Annotated in this window: 28 protein-coding genes; 21 read left to right on the forward strand and 7 right to left on the reverse strand. The window is 62.1% G+C overall.

What is annotated here, in order from left to right; all coding sequences use genetic code 11:
* From E7T06_RS21150 to E7T06_RS05895, 4 genes are all read left to right on the forward strand, one after another.
* The coding region (locus E7T06_RS21150) for a transposase (RefSeq protein WP_168733394.1) at positions 1–268 on the forward strand (268 nt) is incomplete at its 5' end.
* Between the two features lie 373 nt (positions 269–641).
* Entirely contained in the window at positions 642–1580 is a 939-nt protein-coding gene (locus E7T06_RS05885; RefSeq protein WP_136364907.1) for a GNAT family N-acetyltransferase, read from the forward strand.
* 206 nt (positions 1581–1786) lie between these two features.
* Positions 1787–2086 (forward strand): DNA-directed RNA polymerase subunit omega, encoded by a 300-nt coding sequence (rpoZ, locus tag E7T06_RS05890; protein WP_019009125.1) that lies wholly within the window; start codon positions 1787–1789, stop codon positions 2084–2086.
* A gap of 168 nt (positions 2087–2254) precedes the next feature.
* The gene (locus E7T06_RS05895; RefSeq protein ID WP_136364908.1) at positions 2255–3526 is read left to right on the forward strand and encodes a sodium:proton antiporter; all 1272 of its coding nucleotides are present in this window, start codon (positions 2255–2257) and stop codon (positions 3524–3526) included.
* A gap of 87 nt (positions 3527–3613) precedes the next feature.
* On the opposite strand, the gene E7T06_RS05900 is transcribed toward E7T06_RS05895, so the two are convergent.
* From E7T06_RS05900 to E7T06_RS05915, 5 genes are all read right to left on the reverse strand, one after another.
* Positions 3614–4231, reverse strand: a complete 618-nt coding sequence (locus tag E7T06_RS05900; protein WP_136364992.1) for a hypothetical protein — start codon at positions 4229–4231, stop codon at positions 3614–3616.
* A gap of 66 nt (positions 4232–4297) precedes the next feature.
* Positions 4298–5284 (reverse strand): methionyl-tRNA formyltransferase, encoded by a 987-nt coding sequence (gene fmt / locus E7T06_RS05905; RefSeq protein ID WP_240740873.1) that lies wholly within the window; start codon positions 5282–5284, stop codon positions 4298–4300.
* An 11-nt stretch (positions 5285–5295) separates the two neighbouring features.
* Positions 5296–5946: a peptide deformylase gene (gene def / locus E7T06_RS05910; protein ID WP_136364909.1), complete on the reverse strand. Its 651-nt coding sequence runs from the start codon at positions 5944–5946 to the stop codon at positions 5296–5298.
* A 413-nt stretch (positions 5947–6359) separates the two neighbouring features.
* Entirely contained in the window at positions 6360–6497 is a 138-nt protein-coding gene (locus tag E7T06_RS21155; RefSeq protein WP_168733395.1) for a hypothetical protein, read from the reverse strand.
* 1 nt (position 6498) lies between these two features.
* Positions 6499–6786, reverse strand: coding sequence for a hypothetical protein (locus E7T06_RS05915; protein WP_136364910.1), 288 nt, complete (start codon positions 6784–6786; stop codon positions 6499–6501).
* 231 nt (positions 6787–7017) lie between these two features.
* On the opposite strand from E7T06_RS05915, the gene E7T06_RS05920 reads away from it, so the two are divergent.
* The 17 genes from E7T06_RS05920 (at position 7018) to purF (ending at position 22357) form a co-directional block, all read left to right on the forward strand.
* Complete coding sequence (locus tag E7T06_RS05920; protein WP_168733396.1) at positions 7018–8718, forward strand: tetratricopeptide repeat protein; 1701 nt, start codon at positions 7018–7020, stop codon at positions 8716–8718.
* A 136-nt stretch (positions 8719–8854) separates the two neighbouring features.
* The gene (locus E7T06_RS05925) at positions 8855–9478 is read left to right on the forward strand and encodes an NUDIX hydrolase (RefSeq protein ID WP_136364912.1); all 624 of its coding nucleotides are present in this window, start codon (positions 8855–8857) and stop codon (positions 9476–9478) included.
* On the forward strand, positions 9475–10110 hold the full coding sequence (locus E7T06_RS05930) for a YigZ family protein (RefSeq protein ID WP_136364913.1): 636 nt from the start codon (positions 9475–9477) through the stop codon (positions 10108–10110). Before E7T06_RS05925 ends, E7T06_RS05930 begins: the two co-directional genes overlap by 4 nt.
* Positions 10111–10268: 158 nt before the next feature.
* On the forward strand, positions 10269–10760 hold the full coding sequence (gene ispF / locus E7T06_RS05935; RefSeq protein ID WP_136364914.1) for a 2-C-methyl-D-erythritol 2,4-cyclodiphosphate synthase: 492 nt from the start codon (positions 10269–10271) through the stop codon (positions 10758–10760).
* Positions 10757–11233: a tRNA (cytidine(34)-2'-O)-methyltransferase gene (locus E7T06_RS05940; protein WP_136364915.1), complete on the forward strand. Its 477-nt coding sequence runs from the start codon at positions 10757–10759 to the stop codon at positions 11231–11233. Before ispF ends, E7T06_RS05940 begins: the two co-directional genes overlap by 4 nt.
* Positions 11234–11469: 236 nt before the next feature.
* A complete protein-coding gene (locus tag E7T06_RS05945) occupies positions 11470–12750 on the forward strand; it encodes an aminopeptidase (RefSeq protein ID WP_136364916.1) in 1281 nt (426 codons plus the stop codon).
* Positions 12751–12845: 95 nt separating this feature from the next.
* Positions 12846–13427, forward strand: coding sequence for a peptidylprolyl isomerase (locus E7T06_RS05950; protein ID WP_136364917.1), 582 nt, complete (start codon positions 12846–12848; stop codon positions 13425–13427).
* Between the two features lie 242 nt (positions 13428–13669).
* Entirely contained in the window at positions 13670–14173 is a 504-nt protein-coding gene (locus E7T06_RS05955) for a low molecular weight protein-tyrosine-phosphatase (RefSeq protein WP_168733397.1), read from the forward strand.
* Positions 14174–14216: 43 nt separating this feature from the next.
* On the forward strand, positions 14217–14807 hold the full coding sequence (locus E7T06_RS05960; protein ID WP_136364918.1) for a protein jag: 591 nt from the start codon (positions 14217–14219) through the stop codon (positions 14805–14807).
* Positions 14808–14825: 18 nt separating this feature from the next.
* Positions 14826–15692, forward strand: coding sequence for a peptide chain release factor N(5)-glutamine methyltransferase (gene prmC, locus E7T06_RS05965; RefSeq protein WP_136364919.1), 867 nt, complete (start codon positions 14826–14828; stop codon positions 15690–15692).
* Between the two features lie 44 nt (positions 15693–15736).
* The gene (locus E7T06_RS05970; RefSeq protein ID WP_136364920.1) at positions 15737–15979 is read left to right on the forward strand and encodes a hypothetical protein; all 243 of its coding nucleotides are present in this window, start codon (positions 15737–15739) and stop codon (positions 15977–15979) included.
* A 339-nt stretch (positions 15980–16318) separates the two neighbouring features.
* Positions 16319–17062 carry a phosphoribosylaminoimidazolesuccinocarboxamide synthase gene (gene purC, locus E7T06_RS05975; protein ID WP_136364921.1) on the forward strand — a complete coding sequence of 248 codons (744 nt, stop codon included), beginning with the start codon at positions 16319–16321 and terminating at the stop codon, positions 17060–17062.
* Positions 17063–17216: 154 nt separating this feature from the next.
* Positions 17217–17519, forward strand: a complete 303-nt coding sequence (purS, locus tag E7T06_RS05980; RefSeq protein ID WP_136364922.1) for a phosphoribosylformylglycinamidine synthase subunit PurS — start codon at positions 17217–17219, stop codon at positions 17517–17519.
* Positions 17516–18199, forward strand: a complete 684-nt coding sequence (purQ, locus tag E7T06_RS05985; protein WP_136364923.1) for a phosphoribosylformylglycinamidine synthase subunit PurQ — start codon at positions 17516–17518, stop codon at positions 18197–18199. Before purS ends, purQ begins: the two co-directional genes overlap by 4 nt.
* On the forward strand, positions 18196–18672 hold the full coding sequence (locus E7T06_RS05990) for a DinB family protein (protein WP_136364924.1): 477 nt from the start codon (positions 18196–18198) through the stop codon (positions 18670–18672). The genes purQ and E7T06_RS05990 overlap by 4 nt, the downstream gene beginning before the upstream one ends.
* Positions 18669–20900: a phosphoribosylformylglycinamidine synthase subunit PurL gene (gene purL, locus E7T06_RS05995; protein WP_136364925.1), complete on the forward strand. Its 2232-nt coding sequence runs from the start codon at positions 18669–18671 to the stop codon at positions 20898–20900. Before E7T06_RS05990 ends, purL begins: the two co-directional genes overlap by 4 nt.
* Positions 20900–22357: an amidophosphoribosyltransferase gene (purF, locus tag E7T06_RS06000; RefSeq protein WP_205750837.1), complete on the forward strand. Its 1458-nt coding sequence runs from the start codon at positions 20900–20902 to the stop codon at positions 22355–22357. Before purL ends, purF begins: the two co-directional genes overlap by 1 nt.
* 10 nt (positions 22358–22367) lie before the next feature.
* On the opposite strand, the gene E7T06_RS06005 is transcribed toward purF, so the two are convergent.
* Entirely contained in the window at positions 22368–22703 is a 336-nt protein-coding gene (locus E7T06_RS06005) for a type II toxin-antitoxin system PemK/MazF family toxin (RefSeq protein ID WP_240740883.1), read from the reverse strand.
* A 5-nt stretch (positions 22704–22708) separates the two neighbouring features.
* Positions 22709–22948 (reverse strand): ribbon-helix-helix domain-containing protein, encoded by a 240-nt coding sequence (locus E7T06_RS06010; RefSeq protein WP_136364927.1) that lies wholly within the window; start codon positions 22946–22948, stop codon positions 22709–22711.
* Positions 22949–23001 lie beyond the last annotated feature (53 nt).

The raw sequence follows: 23001 nt of genomic DNA on the forward strand, positions 1-23001 counted from the left end.
GCGGGCCTGGAAGGCCCGCTGGGGCATCGAAGTCATTCACCGCTTGATGAAGCAACACTTCGCGCTGGGACGCTGCCGCTGTCGAACCATCCAGGCTCAAGATAACTGGGCCTGGTGCGTAGTCGAGGCTCTTCATGCGGTGCGGCTCGTCCGTCAGGAACAGCCGCAACTGACGTGGCGAGCGGCTCAGCACCGAGCGGCACAACACACAGAATTGTACGTCCTGACCGAGGTGCAGCCTGTACCACAACAACTCCACGCCGCCTGACACGAGATTGGGATAATGGTGGAAACTCTTGTTCAAAACAGCGCAGCCCCCGCCGGAAACAGGCGGGGGGCGCGGGTTAAGACTGAGGTTGGGTCAGGCGTTGCTCCTCTCGTTTCAAGGAGAATTGTGATCCCTCCGGGTTGGAGGACAAGTGCGCCGATGGCACTTCCATTCCGGTAAGAACATAATATGATACAGACAGAATCTTGTCAAGAGATATGTGAATATATGTTTGGTCACAAATACACACATAGGCCTGAGAGTCTTCTGAGAGCGCTAAGCTTGGACAGAGGCGAGCGCATAACGCCTGACTAAGCCAAGTGGCGTACTCCCAAAATTGGCCTTCCGATCTGTGGCGGTGCAGCATGTCCCTATGTCCGAACCCCTAAGTTCGCTCGCCCACACGCCATTCACGCTACGCCCCTTCCAAAATGCCGATGCCGAGACGGTGGCCCAGCTCGTGACAGACAGTGTGCGCGGGCATTGGGTGTACAGTGCCGAACAGTTTCCGGAAGACGTGCAGCCAGACCGTGTGCGGTGGGTGGCCGAGCAAGGTGGGGGCGTGGTGGCAACCGTCCGCCTAGCGCCGTTCGGGTCTGGCGTACCGGACGCCCTGCGGCTAGATTTGGCAGGTGAAGGCGCAGCGTTCACGCCGCTGTATCTGACCTTGCTGGGTCGCCTGCCCGCCGGATTCACGCGCCTCCTGGGTGTGACCCGCGAAGATTGGCCGGAGAAGATGGGCTTTTTTGCGTCGGCAGGCTTCCGCAACGCTTGGCAATCGTGGGGCGCACATCTGGACTTGGCGGGTTTCGAGTTTGCCCCTTACCAGCCGCTAGAAGAACGCTTGTTTTTGGACGGCTACGAGGTGGAACGCTTGGAGAAAGACGCCAGTGATTCCGACTGGGCCGCCTTGCACACCCTTTACGTGCAAGGCAGCGCCGACGCCCCGCGTAACCCCACCACCACGCCCGATGCCCTGAGTGCCGCCGCACTGCGCGAGATGGTGGAGCGTGAAGAAGTGGCCTTCGTGGTGCGCTGGCGCGGGCAACTGGTCGCCAGTACCCGCCTCACACCACATGGCGCGGAGGTAGAAACCGAACACACCGTCACGAACGCGGCCCACCGTTCACGCGGCCTCGCCACACTGGTCAAAGCCCGTGCCCTCGCTTGGGCCAAAGCTGAGGGGTTCATAGCTGCGGGAACTGGGGGCACAGTGTTAAATCTGCCGATGCTGCGCGTCAATTCCCGCCTCGGCTATGTGCCGGAAGCGATGTGGGTGACTTGGGAGCAGGGGCTAGAGCAAGGTGTCTGACGGTTGCCCAAATCCTTACTTAGACCCTTCGACCCAAGACGTTTAGACGCTTTTTCACGTCCCGCGTGCTTCTCTACCCCCCAAACGTGCCTTCACAGATTGCCCTTCCGGCCTGCGGCGGGCTAGACTGACTGGCTGAGTGTCTGGCTCCCGCGCCTGTGCAGGCCAGAGAGGGCGCGGAGCAAGTGACAAAAGGGGTGTGGAGTATGGCAGAAAAAGACATTGATAAATTGCTTTCGATGACCGACAGCAAGTACCGGTTGTCGGTAGTGACGGCAAAACGCGCCCTGCAACTGCGTTCGGGTGCGCCGAGCGTGCTGCCCACCGAACAGCGCGTGAAGACGCATAACCTCGTGACGCAGGCCATGCGCGAACTTGCGACGGGCAAGCTGATTGTAGGCACCGAACTGATGGACGAAGCCCGCTTTCATCAGGATTACGTGCGGCAGCGGCAGGCACAGCTTCAAGCCATGCTGAACGCCGAGCGTGAGCGCGAACGCGACTGAACAAGCTGTAAGTAGGGCAAACCGTCATTAGGCAAAAGAGGAGAGTGGGCCTGCCAGAGCAGTTGGGTGGGCCTGCTTTTTTGTGGCTCTCACGGCTACGGCTCAGATGTGGGCGGCACTGGCAGGCGGCGTGTCCTCTACAGTGGCCCCTATGATTCTGGCGGTCTTATGTTGACGGCGTTCGCGGTGCTGCTAAGTGTGACAGCGGTTCTGGCATACTTAAACGAACGGTTTTTCAAGTTCCCGACGACGGTAGGCGTCACTCTGGCAGGCGCATTGGCGAGCATCATTCTGATCGTGCTAGACGGCCTCGGCGTTGGCGGGGCGCGGGGGTGGGCGGCGGGGCTGCTGCAAACCCTGAACTTTACTGACTTCGTGCTGAACGGCATCCTCAGTGTGTTGCTGTTTGCCGGGGCGCTGAGTCTGGACGCCCGCCAAATGCTGAAACAGCGGGTCAGTATCCTGACGCTGGCGGTGCTGAGTACCCTCATCAGTACATTCCTGATCGGCTTTGCCGCCTACGGCATTTTTGGCGTGCTGGGGCTGGGCGTGCCGCTGCTGTGGGCACTGCTGTTCGGCGCACTGATCAGTCCTACAGACCCGGTGGCCGTGCTAGACCTGCTGAAACGGGCCAAAGTTCCCAAGCGAATAGAAACCCTGATCGCCGGAGAAAGTCTGTTCAACGACGGCGTGGGCGTGGTTATTTTTCTGGTCATCGCAGGGCTGGCCGGAATCGGCGATTCCCATACCGCCCCAACTGCACTGGGGGCACTGACCCTGTTTGTGAAAGAAGCGGGCGGCGGCGTGCTGTTCGGAGCGGCGCTGGGCGGCATCGGCTACGTGATGCTGAAAAGCATCGAATCCCACGCGGTAGAAGTGCTGCTGACACTGGCCCTCGTGATCGGCGGCTACGTGCTGGCTGCGTCTTTGGGCATCAGCGGGCCGCTGGCGATGGTGGTGGCGGGGCTGGTCATTTCTGCGGTCAAGCACGAGGTGTTTACAGCCCATACCTTTGAATATGTCGAAGGCTTTTGGGAAACGCTGGATCAGGTGCTGAACATCGTGCTGTTCGCCTTTATCGGGCTGGATGTGCTGCTGACCAACGTGACTGGCCCAGAATTGTTGGCGAGCGCTGTGCTTATCGGCGTGTCGCTGGCCGCCCGCTGGATCAGCGTGGTCATTCCCTTCCATTTTGTGCGGCGGCGCGAAGGCTACGGCGCGTACACCGTGCGCCTGCTGACATGGGGCGGCCTGCGCGGCGGCATCGCCATCAGCCTCGTGCTGGGCCTGCCCGACAGCCCTTACCGCTCGCTGCTGGTCACGGCCACCTACGCCATCGTGCTGTTTACCATTGCCGTGCAGGGCCTGACGATTATGCCGATTGTGCGGCAGGCGGTGGCGGCGAGTGGGGAAGGCGAGAATGTAGAACGTGGGATGTAGGAAGTAGGAAGTAGGCGTGTAGAACGTGGATCGTAAAACGTGGTTGGCCTTTTTCCACGATCTACGATCCACGTTCCCTGTTACGTTTTACCCCCGCTCACGCTCCCGCAGCACCAACTGCACCAGTCCCAGCGTCAGCAGTTCCTCTTCTTGCGGCTGCACGGGGCGCAGGGCTTCTACCACAAAGCGGCGCGAAAAGAGGCTGCGGCGTTTGCGAACGCGCAGAACAGGCTCGCCGCCCGCATCGGTGACGGTGTAGGTGGGATTGATCAGGTAATCGAAGCCCATAGCTATTAGGTCGCCAATGAACGGAACAGCCCCGATGACGCCCTCCACGATGCCCAGCCAGGGCTGATCGTCACGGATAGTGAAGCGCACATGGCCGGGGGCGTCCAACAACTCGTAGCTGGCGGCCCACAGCGTCCGCATCCCCTGAGCTTGCAGCGCCCCCACGTCGCTGCCGTCGGCGCGGCGAATCAGGCGCTTGGCTCGCCAGTCCAGCGCCCCGGCCATCAGCCCCTGCGCCCGCATGCCGTACAACTGGCGCGTGCGGCTCTCATCAGAAAAGACCTTCACCTCATCCCGAATACTGAAGGTCTTTTCCTTGACCACCGCCACAAGTTGCCCGCCTGCATCCGTCACGCGCAGTTCGGTAAACAGGCTGAACTTGAATTCCAGCGTCAGGGGAAACTGCGCGGCGGGCAACAGGTTGGCGCGGGGGCCAGCATTTAGGGGGGCGGCGGAAAAGGAAGTCACGCCACAGATACGGTTTTAGGGCTGAGTAGGTTCCCAAAGATCGAAATGTGAAGGCTGGCCCGGTGCGGCTTGCGCCTGCCACCACTGCGCCGCCGCTTGAGGTTTGCGGGCTTCGGGCTGAACGGTTTGGATTCGCACCGCGCCCACGCCGCAGGCCACGATCAAGGCGTCGCCGTCGGCCCGCAGAATCTGGCCGGCTTCTGTTTGATCTACCTCTCCCCCACTCTCTGCTACCACGCTGAGGCCCGCCAGTTTTAGCCGACTGCCACCCACGAACGCGGTGGTTTGCGGCCACGCAGCCACGCCCCGGTGGCGGTTGACCACAGCCTGCGCGGACTCCTGCCAGCGCACGAAGCCGTCTTCTTTGACGAGTAAGGGCGCGTGGGTGGCTTGGCTGTCGTCTTGGGCGGTGGGAATCAGGGTGGGCAAGTCATGGAGCGCCGATACGATCAGGCGGGCGGCCTGCGTTGCCAGTGCGTCGGCCAACTCCAACGCCGTCCAGTCGGGCGCAATGGGCAGCGCTTCTTGCAACAGCAGCGGGCCAGTATCCATGCCCTCGTCGGTCTGCATGATGGTGGTTCCCGTGACCGTTTCGCCCCGGATGAGCGCCCACTGGATTGGGGCCGCGCCCCGATAAGCGGGCAGCAGGCTGGTGTGCGTATTCAGAAACCCGAAACGTGGCACGGCCAGCAGGGATCCCGGTAGGATTTTGCCGTAAGCGCAGGTGACAGCCACATCGGCCCCGCACTCGCGCAACTGGGCTTCAAAGGTGGCATTGCCGCGCAACTTGCGGGGTTGCGCCAGCGGCAAACCTAATGCGGCGGCGTGGGCGGCCACAGGCGGCGGCGTCAGCTTCAGGCCACGCCCCACCGGTTTGTCGGGTTGGGCCACCACCAGCACCACTTCAAATTCGGCGCGAATGGCGTCCAGCACGGGTAGCGCAAAGGCAGGCGACCCGAAGAAAGCGACGCGGGGGCGGGCGGAACCGTTTGGCAGCGTCAACCTTGGCCCAATCAACCCAGCCGCTCCAGTTGCCTGCGCCGTTCGTGTTCCGCCAAGTCGCTCAGGAAGGTTTTGGACTGGCGCTGGAGGCCCGTGAGTGCCTTGCGGTGGTCTTCCATAATCTCGGCGGGCAAGTGATCTAGGAACAGGACGCCGTCCAAGTGGTCGAGTTCGTGCTGAAACACCCGTGCCAAGTAATCGTCGGCTTCGATGGTGCGTTCTTGGCCGTCCAGATCGGTGTAGCGCACCTGCACGGCGCGGGCACGCGGCACGCCTTCCTCGTAGATGCCGGGAATACTGAGGCAACCTTCCTGATAGGAGCGGTCTTTTTTCTTGTCGATCACGCTCATCACGGGGTTGATCATCACGAAATCGCGCAGCACCCGTGAACGCAGATTCTCCTCGCCGCCCTCGTTCTCTTCCTCGTCATCCTCATATTCCACCGCCACGAACAGCCGCACCGACAGGCCCACTTGCGGCGCGGCCAGCCCCACGCCCCGCTGCTCGAACATGGTTTCCAGCATCTGGTCAGCCACTTCGCGCACCGACTGGGAATCGAAACCGGGCACGGTCAGGCGCTCACCCGGCTTCAGCACGCGGGCTTTGCGCCGCAGCACCGGATCGCCGTACAGGCGCATGGGATAAATACGGGGGGCAGTCATAGCAATACCGTCCATAGAAACACAGTCATCGGGACACCTTCACAATGCTTAGTTTACAGTGCTTGCTTTTGCCAGACGCGGCGGGTCAAGACAGTGTGTACCTCAACGCTGTGTGCCCGCTTGCTTCGTTTGCAGGGCTTCCGCTTCATGCCCGCACCCTTGGCGCTGCTGAGCAGTAATAGCCAACGGCGGCGTGTGCCGAGTGAAGGCTTTATTGATGCAAATTTTGTAGATATTCTCACTTCTTGTAGTCGAGGTTAAAAGTCTCTGAGACACGGCTTCCGAGTGCAATTGGCGTTATCTGTCCTAAGGCGCTGCGATTTGGCCTTGTGGGGCGTAAGCAACCAAAGGAAAGAAGCCACCGACTGGGTGACTTCTTCTTTTAAAGCGTTGTGTTCTATATTCGATTTCATTCAGATGACTCCGAAATCCGCCGCCGCTCCCCGCATCACGGGCAAGGTCACTTCACGTGGCTTATCGTTGCGTGGGGCAGTGTTGACTACAGGGGCGGGTTTGGGAGCGGGGGCGGGCGTCACTTTAGTCCGTGTCATCTCAAGCCGCCTTTCCGCTGGTCATCACGCCGTAGTCCCGAGCACCCATCTGCATCACGCCGTAGTCCCGAGCACCCATCTGCATCACGCCGTAGTCCCGAGCACCCATCTGCATCACGCCGTAATCCCGAGCGCCCATCTGCATCACGCCGTAATCCCGAGCACCCATCTGCATCACGCCGTAATCCCGAGCGCCCATCTGCAGTTTCTCAGTTCCGCGGGTGCTAGAAAAAGTGTCGATTTCTTGTAAGAGGTTTGTCAGAGCGTTCGTGTTATGGCTGAAGTTCATGAGCAGAGCCTAGTCAGGAGGCCGTGAGGTGACACAATGATCCCCCCGAATCAAATAGAAACTGCTTTTGAGTCGGGGAATTACCGGTCTGTCATCACACTTGCCGCCGAATTGCAGCAAATGGGTGCTGCCACTTGGCGCATGTTGGGATTGTCACATCTTCGCCTACGGGAGTTCGAGATAGCTGAGACACCGTTAACCCGAGCTTCAATCTTGGGTGACCCCGAGGCCATGATTGAACTGGGCAATCTGATGCGACTGATGGGACGCTTTGAGGAGGCAGCGCAGCATTTTGCCCAGTTGGGGCCGATGCCTGCTGGAGAACTGAGTTTACGCCTTCAGCGGTGGTGGGGAACCACTGAATTTCAGATGGGTCATGTGGATTCCGGATTGGCCCGCTGTGAAAAAGCTTGGCATGGTTATATTTCGCTGGGCGATGATGAATTGACTGGGCGAATCACTCAAACATTGGCGCAGATGTATAGCGTGCTTGGGAATGTCTCCCGCGCCCTACAGCTTAATAAAGAGGCTCTGAGGGTCTTGAGTGTTGACCCAGTTCCTTATCCACGTCTATCTACTTTGCAGAGCATCGCCACTATTTATATAGAAGCGAGACTCTTTGAAGAAGCTGAGATCTATGTTAAAGAGGCGAGACAAATTCTTTCTAATCCAGAATACTATTCTGATCAATGGATGATTTTGGTACTTACCAATGAAGCGGATATTTACCGTTTGAAGGGAAATAGCCAACGTACTTTGGGAGCATTGTTAGAGCTTCGCGACTTGGTCGACGGGTCGGGCGATCATGAAGTCAGGATTTGGGTCGCTTCACGCCTCGCCGAGTTTCACAGTGAGCAGGGGCAATTTGGGCGGGCGCTGGAAGCCCTCCACGCTGGCATAGACGCTGGCGAGGAGTTGCCTGCTGCGCTTTTGGTGACACGCGGCGTGGTGTTCCGGCGGCGCGGGCAAGTCGAACTGGCCCTGCTGGATTTCGAGGCGGCCTTGCCTGCTGTGCGCGAATCGGGCGACTCGCATCTGCTGACGCGCACGCTGCTGCACCTGTCGGATTCGTTGCGGCGGGCGGGAAGAGGGCAGGAATCGGTGGAAGTGCTGCGTGAGGGACTGGAACGCCTGCTACAAGACAAGGACAAAGCCCGTTTCCGGCCCGACTTGGAGGAACTGAGCGAGCTGACCCACAGCGCCATGTTGGAACCCGACGTGGCTCCGTTTATGGAAGCGGTGATTGAAAAAATTGCGACCCTGACGGGCAGTGTGCCGCTGGACGAAGAACGCCTGACGCACGCCCAAGTGGAAACGCTAGGCCGAACCCGCGTGGTGGTCAGTGGGCAACCGGTGGCCCTGACCCTGCACGGCAGCGCCCTGATGCTGGTGTATTTGGCACGGCATCCGGGACGCACGCGCCAAGAAATCCAACTGGATCTGTACCCCGACAAAGACCCGGTGGCCGGATCGAACTACATTCGAAGCGTGATTCGGGAACTGCGGGAGGCGCTGGGCAAGGGCGCAGTGGTTCACGCGGGGCCGCACAATATGCCGCGCTACTCGCTGGGGCCGGGCATCAGCCTGACCATAGACGTGCTGGAAGTGGAGCAAGCCCTAGAGCGCGGCGATATGGCCCGGATGCTGGCGCTGTACCGGGGGCCGTTCCTGAAAACCATCACCGACAGCGAATGGGCCGACGATTTGCGCGAGCAACTGCAACGGGCCGTGACGGGGGCCATTCGCGGCCAAATGCGTCGGGCGCGGGAAGCGGGCGATCTGAAACGCGCCCTGCTGCTGGCGAACCAACTGCTGCGCGTAGACCCCTACGACCCCGAAGTGCTGGTAGAGCGGGTGGAAGTGGCGCGTGGGGTGGCTTCGCCGCAAGAAATCGCCCGCTATGTGGTGGAAATGCAGCGGATGGGGTCATGAGATGAGAAGCGGTAAGTGGTCAGTAGTGAGTGGGAAAGGCGTGGTGGCCGTACAATCCTAGCTTGAGGTAAGCACTGAAACCTTAAAACGGTGCCACCGACACGCGCCTAGCCCCCAAACCGCGTAGCCTGAGTGCATGACGGGCGACGGACACGGAGAAGGCAGCAGCGACACCACCACGCACGCCAACTGGCCCACGTTGGTGCCCGATGAAGCGCAGCCTTGGCACACGCTGGAATCGCGGGAATTGGTGCCGGGGCCGCGTTCGGTGGTACTTGACCGGGTAGATATGGGCGGCGGGCTGGAGGGCCAGTATCAGTACCGTCCACGCGGCCCACGCGCCATTTTCGTGCTGCCTATTACGGCGGCGGGCGAGGGCGTGCTGATCCGGCAATACCGCTACCCGCTGCGGGCCACCGTGTGGGAAGTGGTGGCGGGCGGGGTAGAGCGCGGCGAGGAGTTGCACGCGGCAGCCGTGCGCGAACTGCGCGAGGAGGTGGGCGGCGTGGCAACCGAGTGGGTAGCTTTGCCGGGGTTTTATCCTCAACCCAGCATCAGCGGCGTCATTTTTTATCCGTTTCTGGCACTGGGGGTTGCTCTGGGCGACACGGCCCACGAAGAAACTGAAGTCATCGAGCGCGTGGTCATGCCCTTGCCCGACATTTACGCGCTGCTGGAGGCGGGCCAGATTCTAGACGGCCCCAGTAGCCTGACGCTGTGGCACTCGCGGCGGCTCTTGCAGGAGCGCGGGCTTCTTTGAGCGTAGAGTTACAACTTCCTGACCTGCCGCCCCCGTTCTCCACGCTGGCTGCCCCGCACCGCCACAGCGCCGTGATTGAAGGCAGCGAATTCTTGGCCTTTGCCGAACGCGCCGACTCGCCGCCGGAAGCGTTGGCACAGTTAGCGGCGCTGCGTACCCGTTACCCCGATGCCACGCACCACTGCTGGGCCTACCAGATCGGCCCGCTGTACCGCTTCAGCGATGACGGTGAACCGGGCGGCACGGCGGGCGCACCCATGTTGCGGGCTATAGGCGGGCAGGGCGTAGACCGCGTGATGGTGGTAGTCGTGCGCTATTACGGCGGCACCAAACTGGGTACAGGCGGGCTGGTGCGGGCGTATGGCGGCACGGCGGCAGAGTGCCTGAGAACCGCCCCGCGTGTGCTGGTGCGCGGGCGCGTGACCCTGCGCGTGGGCGTGGGCTTTGGGCATCTCAGCGCCCTGTATCACCTGTTGGGCAGCGTGGACGCCGTGCGGGGCGAGGAAGAATTCACGGCGGCGGGCGTGCTGCTGCCGGTCAGCCTGTACCCCGAAGATGCGCCCGCTTTTGCACAGGCGATGAGGGACGCGACGAGTGGAGGGGCAACGGTGGCGGTGGTGGATTCAGTTTAAGCCGCGTGTAAACCCCCCGTTGCTGGCGCAACGCCCCCCCTTGAGGTGAGGACAACAGCAGTTGCGCTCCCCTTTAAGGGGGGCTGGCTGCAAAGCAGACTGGGGGTTTACACGCAGCGTCACTCCGGCTCTGATCCGGCACGCTCTACACTCCCCCCATGACCCATTCCCACACTCTCCCCTACCGCATCGGATTTGGCGAAGATGCCCACCGACTTTCTGGGGGCCGCCCGCTGATTTTGGGTGGTGTGCCGATTCCCAACGCCGAAAAGGGTGCGGTGGCCCACAGCGACGGAGACGCCGTGCTGCACGCGCTGGCCGACGCCCTCTTGTCCGGCCTCGCGCTGGGCGACATCGGGCAGTATTTCCCCGACACCGACGCGGCACACAAGGGGCTGGATTCGGCGGTGATCGTGGCGCGGGCGCTGGAATTGGTGCGGGAGCGGGGCTACGTACCTGCAAACGTTGCGCTGGTGGTTACGCTAGACCGGCCCAAGCTGGGGCCGCTGCGGGCCGCCATCGCGCAGAATGTGGCGCTGCTGCTCGGCCTGCCCGAATCGGAGGTGGGCGTGAGCTTCAAAACGTCGGAAGGGTTGGCCCCGGAGCATGTGCAAACGCGGGTCACACTGCTGCTGGTGCGCTCTGCATGACCGCCGCCGAACCCGCCACGCCGCTCCTACACGTCGTCCTCTTCGAGCCGGAGAAGGCTGGGAACGTGGGTAACGTGGCCCGCACCTGCTCGGTGTTGGGGGCCACGTTGCACCTGATCCGGCCTTTCGGGTTCCATCTGCACGACCGCGAATTCAGGCGGGCCGTGATGGACTACATGGAAGGCGTGGCTCTGCACGAACACGCCAACTGGACGGCATTTGCGGCTACCTTGCCGCCCGGTGCGCGGGTCTGGGCTTTCAGTACACACGGCACGCAACTGCACACGCAAGCAGGCTTCCGGCGCGGCGATTATCTGCTGTTCGGCCCCGAATCGCGCGGCCTGCCCGTATGGCTGCGCGACGCGTTGCCCCGGCTCAAGCTGCCCCAACCCGGCGGGGGCCGCAGCCTGAATTTGGCGGTGGCGGCAGGCATCGCGGCGTTCGAGGCGGGGCGGCAGATCGAGGGGTGGTGAGGGTGCTGTGTCTAAGGGTCTAAGGCAAAGATTCCAACTCTAATCTAAGCATTTGCCCTCTCCACCTGTGGGAGAGGGGCGCTGTGAAACAGCGGGGTGAGGGGGCCACCCAGAACACCACCGCCCCAGCACCTTAGACCCTAGACTCTTATACCCTTCGACACAGCACCCTTAGACCAAGCCCTAGCAACGTTACAGACCACTCGTCCTTTTGCCCCTCGGCATAAAGTAGCCCTATGTCTTCTCCTGCCCCGTCTACCCCCGACTTTGAAGCCAAGCTTGCCCGCTACGCCGACCTGCTGGTGCGCGTGGGCGTGGGCTTGACCGCTGGCGGCAAGGTGCGAATAGGTGCGCCTGTAGAGGCCGCCGCCTTTGCCCGGTTGGTGCAACGGGCCGCCTACCGCGCCGGGGCGCTGGATGCCCGCGTGGTGTACGGCGACGCGCACACCGATTTGGCGCTGTACGAAGACGGCAGCGATGAGGCGGTGGCCTTCCTTCCCGCGTGGCAAGCGCAGGAGCGGGAAGCGATGGTGGCCGATGGGTACGCCTTTATCGGCATTCTGGGGGACGATCCGTCGCTGTTGGCGGGCGTAGACGGGGGCCGGGTGGCACGGCGCAGCAAAGCTTTAGCGCAGGCGTTTCAGAAGGTCAGCGAGGCGTCAGGCAACTTTGAGGTGAGCTGGACGGTGGCGGCCATTGCCACCCCGGCTTGGGCGCGGGCTGTGTTTCCCGACCTGCCCGAAGCCGAAGCGGTGGCCCGCCTCTGGGACGACATTTTTGCCGTGACCCGCGTGGACACACCTGACCCGGTGGGCGCGTGGCAGACGCATTTGGCAGGCCTGCAAGCCCGCACGGATCGCCTGAACGAGCAGCGTTTTACAGCTCTGCACTTTCTGGACACACACAGTCAGGGAGAACTCGGCACCGACCTCACCGTAGGACTGGCCGATGGACACTTCTGGCAGGGCGGCGCAGAGCGGGCCAAAAACGGCGTGCTGGGCGTGCCGAACTTTCCTACCGACGAGGTGTTTACGGCCCCGCATAAAGACCGCGTGGACGGCGTGGCGGTCGCCAGCAAACCCTTGAGCGTGCGCGGGCAACTGGTGGAAGGCATCCGGGTGAGGTTCGAGGGGGGCCGCGCCGTAGAAGTGAGCGCCACACGCGGCGAAGACACCCTGCGTCAATTGATCGCCACCGACGAGGGCGCGGCCCGCTTGGGCGAAGTGGCGCTGGTTCCCGCAAGTGCGCCTGTGGCCCGCACCGGAACGCTGTTTCTTAACACGCTGTTTGACGAAAACGCGGCCAGCCACATTGCGCTGGGGCGCGCCTACCCCACCACCATTCGGCCTGACCTGATCGGGGGTACGGAATCCGCAACCTATTTTGCCGACTTGGGCGGCAATCACAGCCTGATTCACGTGGACTGGATGATCGGTAGCCCCGGCATGAACGTGGACGGCGTGCGTGCAGACGGCAGCCGCGAAGCACTCATGCGGGACGGGGAGTGGGTGATTTAAAAAGTCGTAGACCTTACGAACTCAAATGTCAAACCCCCGGTTTTCTTCATCATCCTAAAAGCCGACTGTGTGACTAGGCCCGCTACAATGCCCGCATGAGCGACGCTTACACCGACCTGCCCCAAGGCTTTACCGCAACACCCGAACTCAGCGCCGAGCGTCAGATCAAGTTTTCTGCGGCCCCCGAACTCGGAGACGGCATCGAACCCGGCAAGGACTACCGCGCCGTGCTGGACACCAGCAAAGGCCGCCTGATCGTCGACTTGTTTGCCGACGACGCCCCCGTGACCGTCAACTCCTTCGCCTACTTGCTGCGTCATCACTACTACGACGGCATCAAGTTTCACCGCGTCATCGACGGCTTTATGGCGCAGGCGGGCGACCCCACCGGCACGGGCAGCGGCGGCCCCGGCTACGACTTTGAAGACGAATTCGGCAGCGACCACCGCCACGACGGAAAAGGCGTGCTGAGCATGGCGAACCGTGGCCCCGGCACCAACGGTAGCCAGTTTTTCGTGACCTTTACCGCCACGCCCCACCTGAACGGCAAGCACACCGTGTTTGGCCGCATCGTTGAAGGGCTGGACGTGCTAGATCGCCTCACCCGCATTCAGCCCGGCTACCCCGGCACGCCCGACATCATCGAAAAGGCGTTTTTGATCGAGCGAAGCCAGTAAGACCGCTCGTGGTGAATACGAACAGATAACAGATTGATTGTGGAGGGTGGATCGTAGATCGTGGGCAACTGCGACTACGATCTACTTTTTGTGTTGCAGCCGCGTGTAAACCCCCCAGTCTGCTTCGCAGCCAGCCCCCCTTAAAGGGGAGCGCAAAAGCTGTTGTCCTCCCCTCTAAGGGGGGGCGTTGCGCCAGCAACGGGGGGGTTCACGCATAACCCCAAACGCCCCACAATACCCACATGACCCCTCCCGCTCCCCTGCGCGTTCTCGCCCTGTGCCTCGGCAATATCTGCCGTTCTCCAGTGGCCGAGGCATTGCTGAGGCGGGAATTGGCCGCCGCCGGGGTGGAGGCTGTGGTGGACAGCGCGGGCACCGGCGACTGGCACGTGGGCAGGCCCGCCGACCCGCGCAGCATAGACGTGGCGCGGCGGCATGGGCTGAGGCTGAACGGCAAGGCGCGGCAACTGCTTCGGCGTGATTTTGCCGATTACGACGTGATTCTGGCGATGGATTCCCAAAACGCAGCAGAAGCCCGCGCCCTCGCCGGAACGCCCGGAGCCGCGAGCCGTGTGCGCCTGATGCGTGACTTTGACCCAATCGCCCCCGGCGCAGACGTGCCCGATCCGTATATGGGCGGCAAAGCGGGCTTCGAGAGCATGTTCGAGATGCTGGAACGCAGCGCCAAAGAGTTTGCGAGGCAGGCCGCCGCGCCGGAAGCCGAGGCCCAAGCTGACCGAATCTGAATGTGAGAGAGAACCGTGAGAGTTACGCGGTAAAGTGTGGATTATGGACAACCGCACGAACCTCGACGACTATCTCGCGGGCTTGGGAATTAGCGAGGCCGACGAGGACGAGGTCACGCCGCCGCCGCCTGCCCCTGACGCTTCCGTAGACGCTTTGCCCGCCGAGGGCACGCCCAACGAAGACCCTAAAGAAGTGCTGGAACGCTTCCTGAACGCCCTGACCAGCCGGATGGACGACACCCTGACCGTGTCGGTGCAGCAGGCCGAAGACGCGCTGGAAGCCGAGATTACGGGTGAAAACGCGGCCAAACTCGCGGGGCGCGACGGGCGGTTGCTTGGGGCTATAGAGGTGATCGCCTACACGGTGCTGGCCAAGCAAGCGGGCCGCAGCGATCTGCGCGTGCGAATTGATGTAGGCGGTTTCCGCAAACGGCAGGCCGACACCCTGACCAAACTGGCCGAGCGCCTCGCCATTCAAGTCGCCAAAAGCGGCGAAGCGCACGAGCTTCAGCCCATGCCCGCCGCCGAGCGCCGCGTGATTCACATTGCCCTCAAGGAACACCCGGACGTGATGAGCGAATCGGTGGGCGAAGGTGCCTCCCGCCGCCTGATGATTCGGCCCCGGCACGGGTAAGGCGCTTCAGGGTTACCGTTGTCCAGCATTAAAGCTTGGCAAGTTCAGGCCACCTCACGCTTTGCAGAAGTCGGTTTGCTTTCCCCCCAAACCGATGCGCGGGAACTGCTGAAATTCGTGCTGAGGCTCGATGATACGGCCCTGTTCCTGTCTTCTGACCGGGAAGTTTCGGAAACTCAGGCGGCGCAACTCTTAGCCTTGATAGATGCCAGAGCCGCCCGCATACCGCTGCAACATCTGCTGGACGAAGTGGAATGGGGCGGCGTGCGCCTGAAATCGGACGGGCGGGCGCTGATTCCCCGGCCCGAAACCGAATGGCTGCTGCATTTGGCGCTGGAAGCCCTGCACGGCACAGTCAACCCCCGCGTGCTGGACGTAGGCACAGGCACGGGCGCACTGGCTCTGGGAATTAAATTTGCCCGCTCCGACGCCGCCGTGACCGCGACCGACATCAGCACGGAGGCTTTGGCCCTGGCACAGGAAAACGCCACGCTGAACGGGTTGGATGTGCAATTTGTGCAGGCCGACTTATTTCGAGGCATTTCCGGCTCCTTCGATCTAATCGTCAGCAATCCGCCGTACCTGCCCGATACCGACCAACACAGCGCCGATCCGGAAGTGCGGCACGATCCCGACTTGGCCCTGTACGCTGGAGCCGATGGCCTGAGCGTGGCGCGGCCCTTGCTGGCGCAGGTGCGGGCAGTGTTAGCCCAAGCAGGATCAACAGTGGGCGGCGTGTTGCTGCTGGAACTCGACCCCCGCAACGCGCCCACGTTGGCCGCCGAAGCCCGCACTTTGGGCGCTGAAGCCGAGGTGTTGCCTGATCTGGCAGGCCGGGAACGCTTTGTGCGGGTCAGTTGGCCCACCCCGGCCCTGAGAACCTGACTGATATCTGAACACCCCGGCTGTTAAATCCCTTACAGTGAGGCATGGCCCGTCTTCACGTTCGCGTTTCCAACACCGAACTGACGCTGCATCACGGCCCCGGCGTGTATGTCAGCCGGGAGCGACTGGAGCGGTTTATTACGCGCCGCCGCCTGCTGCTGATCGAGCTGGACAAGCGCGAAACCGAGCGTTGGCGCTTGCCGCAGGGCCAAACCGTGCAAATCAGCCGGGGCCACCGCGAACACGATTGGCGCGTGGACTGGGTGCGGCAGGAGCTAGGAGCGTAAAGCTTTTCCCACACCCACCGTCCAGCCCGCATGAACAACCCCGCTCCGGCTCCGGCTATGGGTGTTAAGGTGATGTACGGCAGTGCGCGTGCTTCCGGCGCGTTCTCTGTACATACCCGCTGCCTCAGGCAGTTCTTCCAAATGCGTCCTGCGAGACGCCACCGGCCCTGCATGGGTGGGTCAGTCCGTCCGAGAGACGGTGATGGGGGTTCCACACATGTTCAGCACCGCAACCTTAGGGCGCTACCCCAGTCAAACTTGGGGAGACGCTCGCTTTACTTTGATGCCCCGGTGCTTAGCCGCCAAACAAACTGCCGCGAAACGAATAGGAGCGAACCGATGACCCAGCCCGCCAGCTTTCAGCCCCACCCTGACCTTGGAGAACTGCGCTACGAGGGCAAGGCCAAGCGCGTGTACGCCACCGCCGACCCCGCCGTGTATATCGTGGAATACAAGGACGACGCCACAGCCTTCAACGGCGTAAAGAAGGCCCAAATTGGCGGCAAAGGGGCCATCAACAACGCGATCACGGCGGCCATTTATCCGCAACTGGAGGCGGCAGGCATTCCCACCCATTTTCTAGAATTGCTGAGCGAGCGCGAGCAGCGGGTGAAGGCCGTAGAGATCGTGCCCGTCGAAGTAATCGTGCGGAACGTGGCGGCAGGCAGTTTTTCTAAGCGGCTGAACATAGAGGAAGGCACGCCCTTGCCCCGTCCGGTGGTGGAGTACTGCTACAAATCCGACGCGCTGGGCGACCCGCTGATCAATACGGATACCGCCGTCAGCCTCGGCTGGGCTACCGAAACTGAGTTGGCCCGCATTCGTGAACTGGCCCTGCAAGTGCGCGAGTTCCTGACCCCGTTTTTCTTGGCACGCGGCATCAAACTGATCGACTTCAAGTTGGAATTTGGCAAGCTCAGTGACGGCTCAATCGTGCTGGCCGACGAAATTAGCCCCGATACTTGCCGCTTTTGGGACGCCGAAACAAACGAAAAGATGGACAAAGACCGCTTCCGCCGTGATTTGGGCGGCGTAGAAGATGCCTATGCCGAAATGCTGTCTCGCGTGAGGCGGGAAGTCTAAGGGTCAAGCGTCTAACAGACTAAGGCGGTAGGCCGAAACGCTCTTGCCCCTTTTCTCTGACAAAAACCCGCCCACAGCCTTCTTTTTGCCGTTCTTAGATTCTTCGACCCTCGACCCTTAGACCTCGCGCCCCTTAAACACAGGAGGAGCCACTATGTCCCCCGAACCCACCAAAACCCACCAAGCCACAGTGTTTCAAGCCAAAGTCTTCGTGACCCTCAAGCCGTCCATCCTCGATCCGCAGGGGCGCACCGTAGAACGCGCTTTGTCCCATTTGGGCCAACAAGCCAGCAGCGTGCGCGTGGGCAAATTGATTGAATTGCAACTGGAGGGCGAGCGCGGCGAGGTGGAAGCCCGCCTGCAAGACATGGCCGTGAACGTGCTGAGCAATCCCGTGATGGAAGACGTGCGCTGGGAGCTGGAAGAATCCCCCGTGCAGGCGGTGGCGGGCGCGTGAACGTCGCCGTTATCCAGTTCCCTGGCTCCAACTGCGACGGCGACGCCCTGCACGCGGCCCGCCTGACCCTCGACCCCGACGCCCAATTCGTGTGGCACACCGATGACGGCCTCCCCGCCGGAACCGATCTGGTGTTCTTGCCCGGCGGATTCTCTTACGGCGACCACCTGAGAAGCGGCGCAGTGGCGGCACGTAGCCCGATCATGAACGCAGTCAAGGCCCACGCCGAATGCGGCGGCTACGTGCTGGGCGTCTGCAACGGCTTTCAAGTGCTGACCGAATCGGGCCTACTACCGGGGGCACTCAGCCGCAATACCGACCTGCATTTCCTGTGCCGCCCGGTGCATCTGCGCGTCGAAACCAGCGACACCGCATTCACGGGCGCGTACACAGCAGGCCAAATCATTGAGATTCCGATTGCTCACGGCGAAGGCAACTACTACGCCGACCCTGAAACGGTGGCGCGGCTGGAAGGCGACGGGCGCGTGGTGTTCCGGTACGTCAACAACCCCAACGGAAGTCTGAACGACATCGCCGGGATTATCAGCGAACGGGGCAACGTGCTGGGCATGATGCCGCACCCCGAACGTGCGGTAGAAGCCCTGCTGGGCAGCGAAGACGGGCGCGGGCTGTTCGAATCGTTGAGCCAAATTCTGAGCAAGGGAGTGCTGGTCAAATGACGGGTCTGCAGACATTCTTATCCGAGCAGTACACCGCCGAGTTTCAAGCCTTCCGCACCGTGCTGGACGCTGTGCCCACCGAGGCTTTTGCCGCCGCCACATTGGGCCACAGTCCCGCGTGGCACGCCCTCCACATTGCCGAGTGGGTGCGTCTGACGGTGTTACAAGACTGCACGCCGAATTATCACCATCTGGGCTGGGAAGACAAGCCTTGGGTAGGGCCGATGGGTACCGAAGCCGCACCACTGAATGAGCAGGCAGACAAGGCCGCGGTTCTGGCCCATCTGGACGACGTAGGCGCGAAAGCAGTGGCGTATTTGGCCGCTGCCAGCGACGCCGAAATGCAGGGCATGACCTTTTCCCCCAGCGCCCCCACCGGAGAGCGCCCCCGCCTCGCCGCATTGGGAATGCATGTGCGCCACATCGCGTACCACAGAGGGCAAGTGGCGCTGGGCAGGAAGGAGCAAGCATGACCGCAAGCGCTCCATCCCTGCGTGACCGCGCTGCCACCTTTGGCCTCAGCGAAGGCGAATACGACCTTTTGGTACACGGCATTGGCCGCGAGCCGAACGCTTTAGAGGCCGCTATCGTGGGCGCGATGTGGTCTGAACACTGCGGATACAAGAACTCCCGGCCCTTGTTCAGCGCCTTCCCCACCACTGGGCCGCAAGTGCTGCAAGGCCCCGGCGAAAACGCGGGCGTGGTGGACATTGGCGACGGCTGGGGCGTGGCGTTCAAGATGGAATCCCATAACCACCCCAGCGCCGTAGAACCCGTGCAGGGCGCGGCCACAGGCGTGGGCGGCATCCTGCGCGACATTTTTGCTATGGGAGCGCGGCCCTTCGCGGTGCTGGATAGCCTGCGCTTTGGCGACCCCGCCAGCCCCCGCACCCGCTTTTTGGTCAACGGCGTAGTCGACGGCATCGCGCACTACGGCAACGCGATTGGCGTACCTACCGTGGGCGGCGAAGTCACCTTTCACCCCAGCTATCAGGAAAACCCGCTGGTGAACGTGATGGCGCTGGGCCTGCTGCGGCACGAGGATTTGGCGAAAGGCACGATGGGCGAAGCGGGCAACCGGATCGTGTATGTGGGCAGCAAAACCGGGCGCGATGGATTGGGCGGCGCGGTGTTCGCCTCTGCCGACCTGAGCGACGCCAGCCAGGCTGACCGTCCCGCCGTGCAGGTAGGCGACCCCTTCATGGAAAAACTGCTGCTGGAAGCCACGCTGGACGTGATCAACGCGGGTGTGGTGGCAGGCGTGCAGGACATGGGCGCGGCGGGCTTGGTGTCCAGCACGTGCGAGATGGCCTACCGCGCCGGACTGGGCATCACGATGGATTTAGACCGTGTGCCCACCCGCGAATCGGGCATGGTGCCGATGGAACTGTGCCTGAGCGAATCGCAGGAGCGCATGATTCTGGTACCTGTGCCGGGGCGCGAGGACGAAATGCACGCCCTGCTGGACAAGTGGGAACTGGACGTGATCGATATTGGGCAAGTTGAAGCCCATGACCGCTACCGCCTGACGTGGCGCGGAGAAGTGGTCTGTGATTTGCCGGTGGCCCTGCTGAACGAAGCGCCGAAATACACCCGAGAGGGCGTGGAATCGGAAGATATCAAGGCGGCCCGTGAGCGCGATCTAAGCGGCCTGCCTGTCCCTGCCGACCTCGGAAGTGTGCTCCTGCAACTGCTGGCCCACCCCACCATCGCCAGCAAACGCCCCATCTACGAGCGTTTCGACCATCAGGTGATGACCAATACGGTAGTCGTGCCCGGAGCCGCCGACGCCGCCGTCATGCGCGTGAAGGGATCGAACAAGGGTGTGGCCGCGACATCCGATTGCAACCCGCGTTTTGTGCAACTTGACCCCTACACTGGGGCCGCCGCCGCTGTGGCCGAAGCCGCCCGCAACCTCGCCTGCGTGGGCGCAACGCCACTGGCGATTACCGACAATCTGAACTTTGGCAACCCGCACCGCCCCGAGGTGTATTACCAGCTTCAGCAGGCCGTGCAGGGCATTGCCGACGCCTGCCGCGCCCTGAATACGCCGGTCACGGGCGGCAACGTGAGCCTCTACAACCAATACGTAGACCAAACCACGGGCCGCACGGTGGCGATTCATCCCACCCCCACCATTGGCATGGTGGGCGTGCTGCCCGACGTGAAGGTACGGGCCACGCTAAACCTCAAGGCGGCGGGCCAGACGCTGTACCTGCTTGGAGACATCGGAGATTCCATCGGCGCGAGTCAGTACCTAGAAACCGTGCATGGGCTGGAAGCGGGCCGCGTGCCACCGCTAGACCTTGACCTCGAAGCCCGCGTGATCGCCGGAACACTGGCCCTGATTCGCACGCACCTGACCGACACCGCCCACGACTGCGCCGAAGGTGGCTTGGCCGTCGCATTGGCCGAAATGGGCATGGTGAGTGGCGTGGGACTGCAAGTGACCCTGCCCGGAACCGCCCGCGCCGACGCCCTGCTGTACGGCGAAGCGCACAGCCGTGTCATCGTGGCCGTGACCGACCCGGACGCCACAGAGCGCACCCTGACGGAACTGAATGTGCCGTTTACCCGCCTCGGCCTCAGCGGCGGTGACAGCGTGACCATTTCTTTGCCTGCACAAGAATTACAGTTGAGCGTGAAGCTCTCGGAACTGAAAGCCGCCTACGACGCGCCCCTGCGGGAGATTTTGGGATGATGGTGGGCGACAACTGGACGGACAGCCCAGACATGAACGCCGACTTCGACCCCGCCCTCGACAAGCCCCGCGAGGAATGCGGTGTGTTCGGCATGTATTCGCCCCACGCCCTTGATCTGGCGTGGCTCACGTACCTCGGCATTTTCGCCCTCCAGCACCGAGGGCAGGAAGCGGCGGGCATGTGCGTCAGTGACGGCGACAAGTTCCATGTGGAAAAAGACCTCGGACTGGTCACGCAGGTCTTCGACGAGCGGCGGCTGGAGCGGGTGCGCCTCCCCAACGCCCGCGTCAGCATCGGGCATGTGCGCTACAGCACCACCGGCAGCAACCTGCGCTTCAATGCCCAGCCCCTCACGACCCGCACCAACAAGGGCATTTTGGGATTGGCGCACAACGGCAATTTTGTAAATGCCCGTGAAGTTCGCAACCAAATGTTGATGGAAGGCGCACTCTTTGCCACCACCAACGACTCTGAAGTGATGCTGAACCTGATTGCCCGCGAGTCGCACATGGACTTGGTGGAAGCCACCGCCGGAGCCATGCAGCAACTGAAAGGCGGCTACGCCTGCGTCCTGATGAGCCGCACGGCCCTGATCGGGTTCCGTGACCCCAACGGCGTGCGGCCCCTCGTGATCGGGCAGCGGGACGACGGCGCATACGTGATCGCCTCCGAACCCTGCGCCCTGTACACGGTGGGGGCAAGGCTGCTGCGCGACGTGCTGCCCGGAGAACTGGTCTGGGTAGACGAAAACGGCCTGCACAGCCTGATGGTGCATCCTGCCGCGCCCACGCCCTGCGCCTTCGAGTGGATTTATTTTGCCCGCAGCGACGGAGAACTGGACGGTGTAGACACCTACGCCAGCCGAATTCGCATGGGCATTCAGTTGGCCCGCGAACACCCCGTAGAGGCCGACGTGGTGGTGCCCGTGCCCGATTCCGGCATCGGAGCGGCCATCGGGTACGCCCGCGAAAGTGGCTTGCCCTTCGACTACGGCCTTTCCAAAAACCCTTACGCTGGCCGCACCTTTATTGCACCCACACAGGAAGCCCGTGACCTGAAAGTGCGGATGAAGCTCTCGCCCACGAGTGCGGTGCGCGGCAAACGGGTGATCTTGGTAGACGACTCCATCGTGCGCGGCACGACTTCCAGCCTGATCGTAAATCTGCTGCGCGACGCCGGGGCCACCGAAGTCCATTTCCGGGTGTCCAGCCCGCCCATCAAGCACCCGTGTTTTTACGGCATCGACACCGCCGCCCGCAAAGAACTGGTGGCGAGTACGCACAGCTTGGAGCAAATCTGCCAACTGATCGGGGCCGATACGCTGGCTTTCATCAGCGAACGCGGGCTGGCCGAAGCCGTCAGTGGCCCCGGCCTGTGCCTCGCCTGCTTCAACGGCAACTATCCGGCAGGCACGCCGCTGCTGAATGATGTGGATAAGTTGGCTTTGGAGGTGTAACGGGAGAAATCTAGATTCCCAAGTGCATTCTCAGCTTGGCGTCTATTTCGCTCATCAGGTCATCCGGGACATGTCCCAGCCGCTTAAGAAACCGGGTGACATTGGCTGCTCGCATAGCCTCTAGCTGGGCTTTACTGTCGTAATCGAGGCCCGTGCGCTGATTGGGCAGCAGAACATTAGTGACATACATCCGCTCTACGTTGCTGGTCAGGGGAACGGTCATCAGTAAGACGGCGTTGGCGTTGGCCGCATTGTTACTGACCACGATTCCGGGATGGACTTGCCCAGCCTCACCTTCCCGCCCGTCTGGGCGATAGTTGATCAACCAGATGTCGCCGCGCCGCACCAGTTTCAAACGCCTTCCAATCCATCGGTGTTGTCGGCTGGGTACTGTTCCAATCCTGCCCGTTGAGCGTCTCCCAACTCCCGGTAAGCCTCGTTTAGCACTTGGTCACGGAGCGCCCGGACGGCATCAGCCAAAGCCGCACTCCGAGAATCTAGAGCGCGGCTGGCTTGGTAATTGTCCAAAAACATAGCCAGCTCTGCGGGCAAGGTGGCACTGATTCTCACAGCGTTGGTGGTATGAGTCATGCCATTAAGTATATGACACTTGATGCTCTGAGCAGAAACCTCTGCCTGAAGCA

It is taken from the genome of Deinococcus sp. Arct2-2, assembly GCF_004801315.1.
GTDB lineage: Bacteria > Deinococcota > Deinococci > Deinococcales > Deinococcaceae > Deinococcus.

Bases quoted from the DNA above. Each gene is read 5' to 3' on its own strand.
- E7T06_RS05885 (WP_136364907.1), top strand. From the start codon at position 642: ATGTCCGAACCCCTAAGTTCGCTCGCCCACACGCCATTCACGCTACGC.
- rpoZ (WP_019009125.1), top strand. From the start codon at position 1,787: ATGGCAGAAAAAGACATTGATAAATTGCTTTCGATGACCGACAGCAAG.
- E7T06_RS05895 (WP_136364908.1), top strand. From the start codon at position 2,255: ATGTTGACGGCGTTCGCGGTGCTGCTAAGTGTGACAGCGGTTCTGGCA.
- def (WP_136364909.1), bottom strand. From the start codon at position 5,946: ATGACTGCCCCCCGTATTTATCCCATGCGCCTGTACGGCGATCCGGTG.
- E7T06_RS21155 (WP_168733395.1), bottom strand. From the start codon at position 6,497: ATGACACGGACTAAAGTGACGCCCGCCCCCGCTCCCAAACCCGCCCCT.
- E7T06_RS05915 (WP_136364910.1), bottom strand. From the start codon at position 6,786: ATGAACTTCAGCCATAACACGAACGCTCTGACAAACCTCTTACAAGAA.
- E7T06_RS05920 (WP_168733396.1), top strand. From the start codon at position 7,018: ATGATTGAACTGGGCAATCTGATGCGACTGATGGGACGCTTTGAGGAG.
- E7T06_RS05925 (WP_136364912.1), top strand. From the start codon at position 8,855: ATGACGGGCGACGGACACGGAGAAGGCAGCAGCGACACCACCACGCAC.
- ispF (WP_136364914.1), top strand. From the start codon at position 10,269: ATGACCCATTCCCACACTCTCCCCTACCGCATCGGATTTGGCGAAGAT.
- E7T06_RS05940 (WP_136364915.1), top strand. From the start codon at position 10,757: ATGACCGCCGCCGAACCCGCCACGCCGCTCCTACACGTCGTCCTCTTC.
- E7T06_RS05945 (WP_136364916.1), top strand. From the start codon at position 11,470: ATGTCTTCTCCTGCCCCGTCTACCCCCGACTTTGAAGCCAAGCTTGCC.
- E7T06_RS05950 (WP_136364917.1), top strand. From the start codon at position 12,846: ATGAGCGACGCTTACACCGACCTGCCCCAAGGCTTTACCGCAACACCC.
- E7T06_RS05955 (WP_168733397.1), top strand. From the start codon at position 13,670: ATGACCCCTCCCGCTCCCCTGCGCGTTCTCGCCCTGTGCCTCGGCAAT.
- E7T06_RS05960 (WP_136364918.1), top strand. From the start codon at position 14,217: ATGGACAACCGCACGAACCTCGACGACTATCTCGCGGGCTTGGGAATT.
- E7T06_RS05970 (WP_136364920.1), top strand. From the start codon at position 15,737: ATGGCCCGTCTTCACGTTCGCGTTTCCAACACCGAACTGACGCTGCAT.
- purC (WP_136364921.1), top strand. From the start codon at position 16,319: ATGACCCAGCCCGCCAGCTTTCAGCCCCACCCTGACCTTGGAGAACTG.
- purS (WP_136364922.1), top strand. From the start codon at position 17,217: ATGTCCCCCGAACCCACCAAAACCCACCAAGCCACAGTGTTTCAAGCC.
- E7T06_RS05990 (WP_136364924.1), top strand. From the start codon at position 18,196: ATGACGGGTCTGCAGACATTCTTATCCGAGCAGTACACCGCCGAGTTT.
- purL (WP_136364925.1), top strand. From the start codon at position 18,669: ATGACCGCAAGCGCTCCATCCCTGCGTGACCGCGCTGCCACCTTTGGC.
- purF (WP_205750837.1), top strand. From the start codon at position 20,900: ATGGTGGGCGACAACTGGACGGACAGCCCAGACATGAACGCCGACTTC.
- E7T06_RS06010 (WP_136364927.1), bottom strand. From the start codon at position 22,948: ATGACTCATACCACCAACGCTGTGAGAATCAGTGCCACCTTGCCCGCA.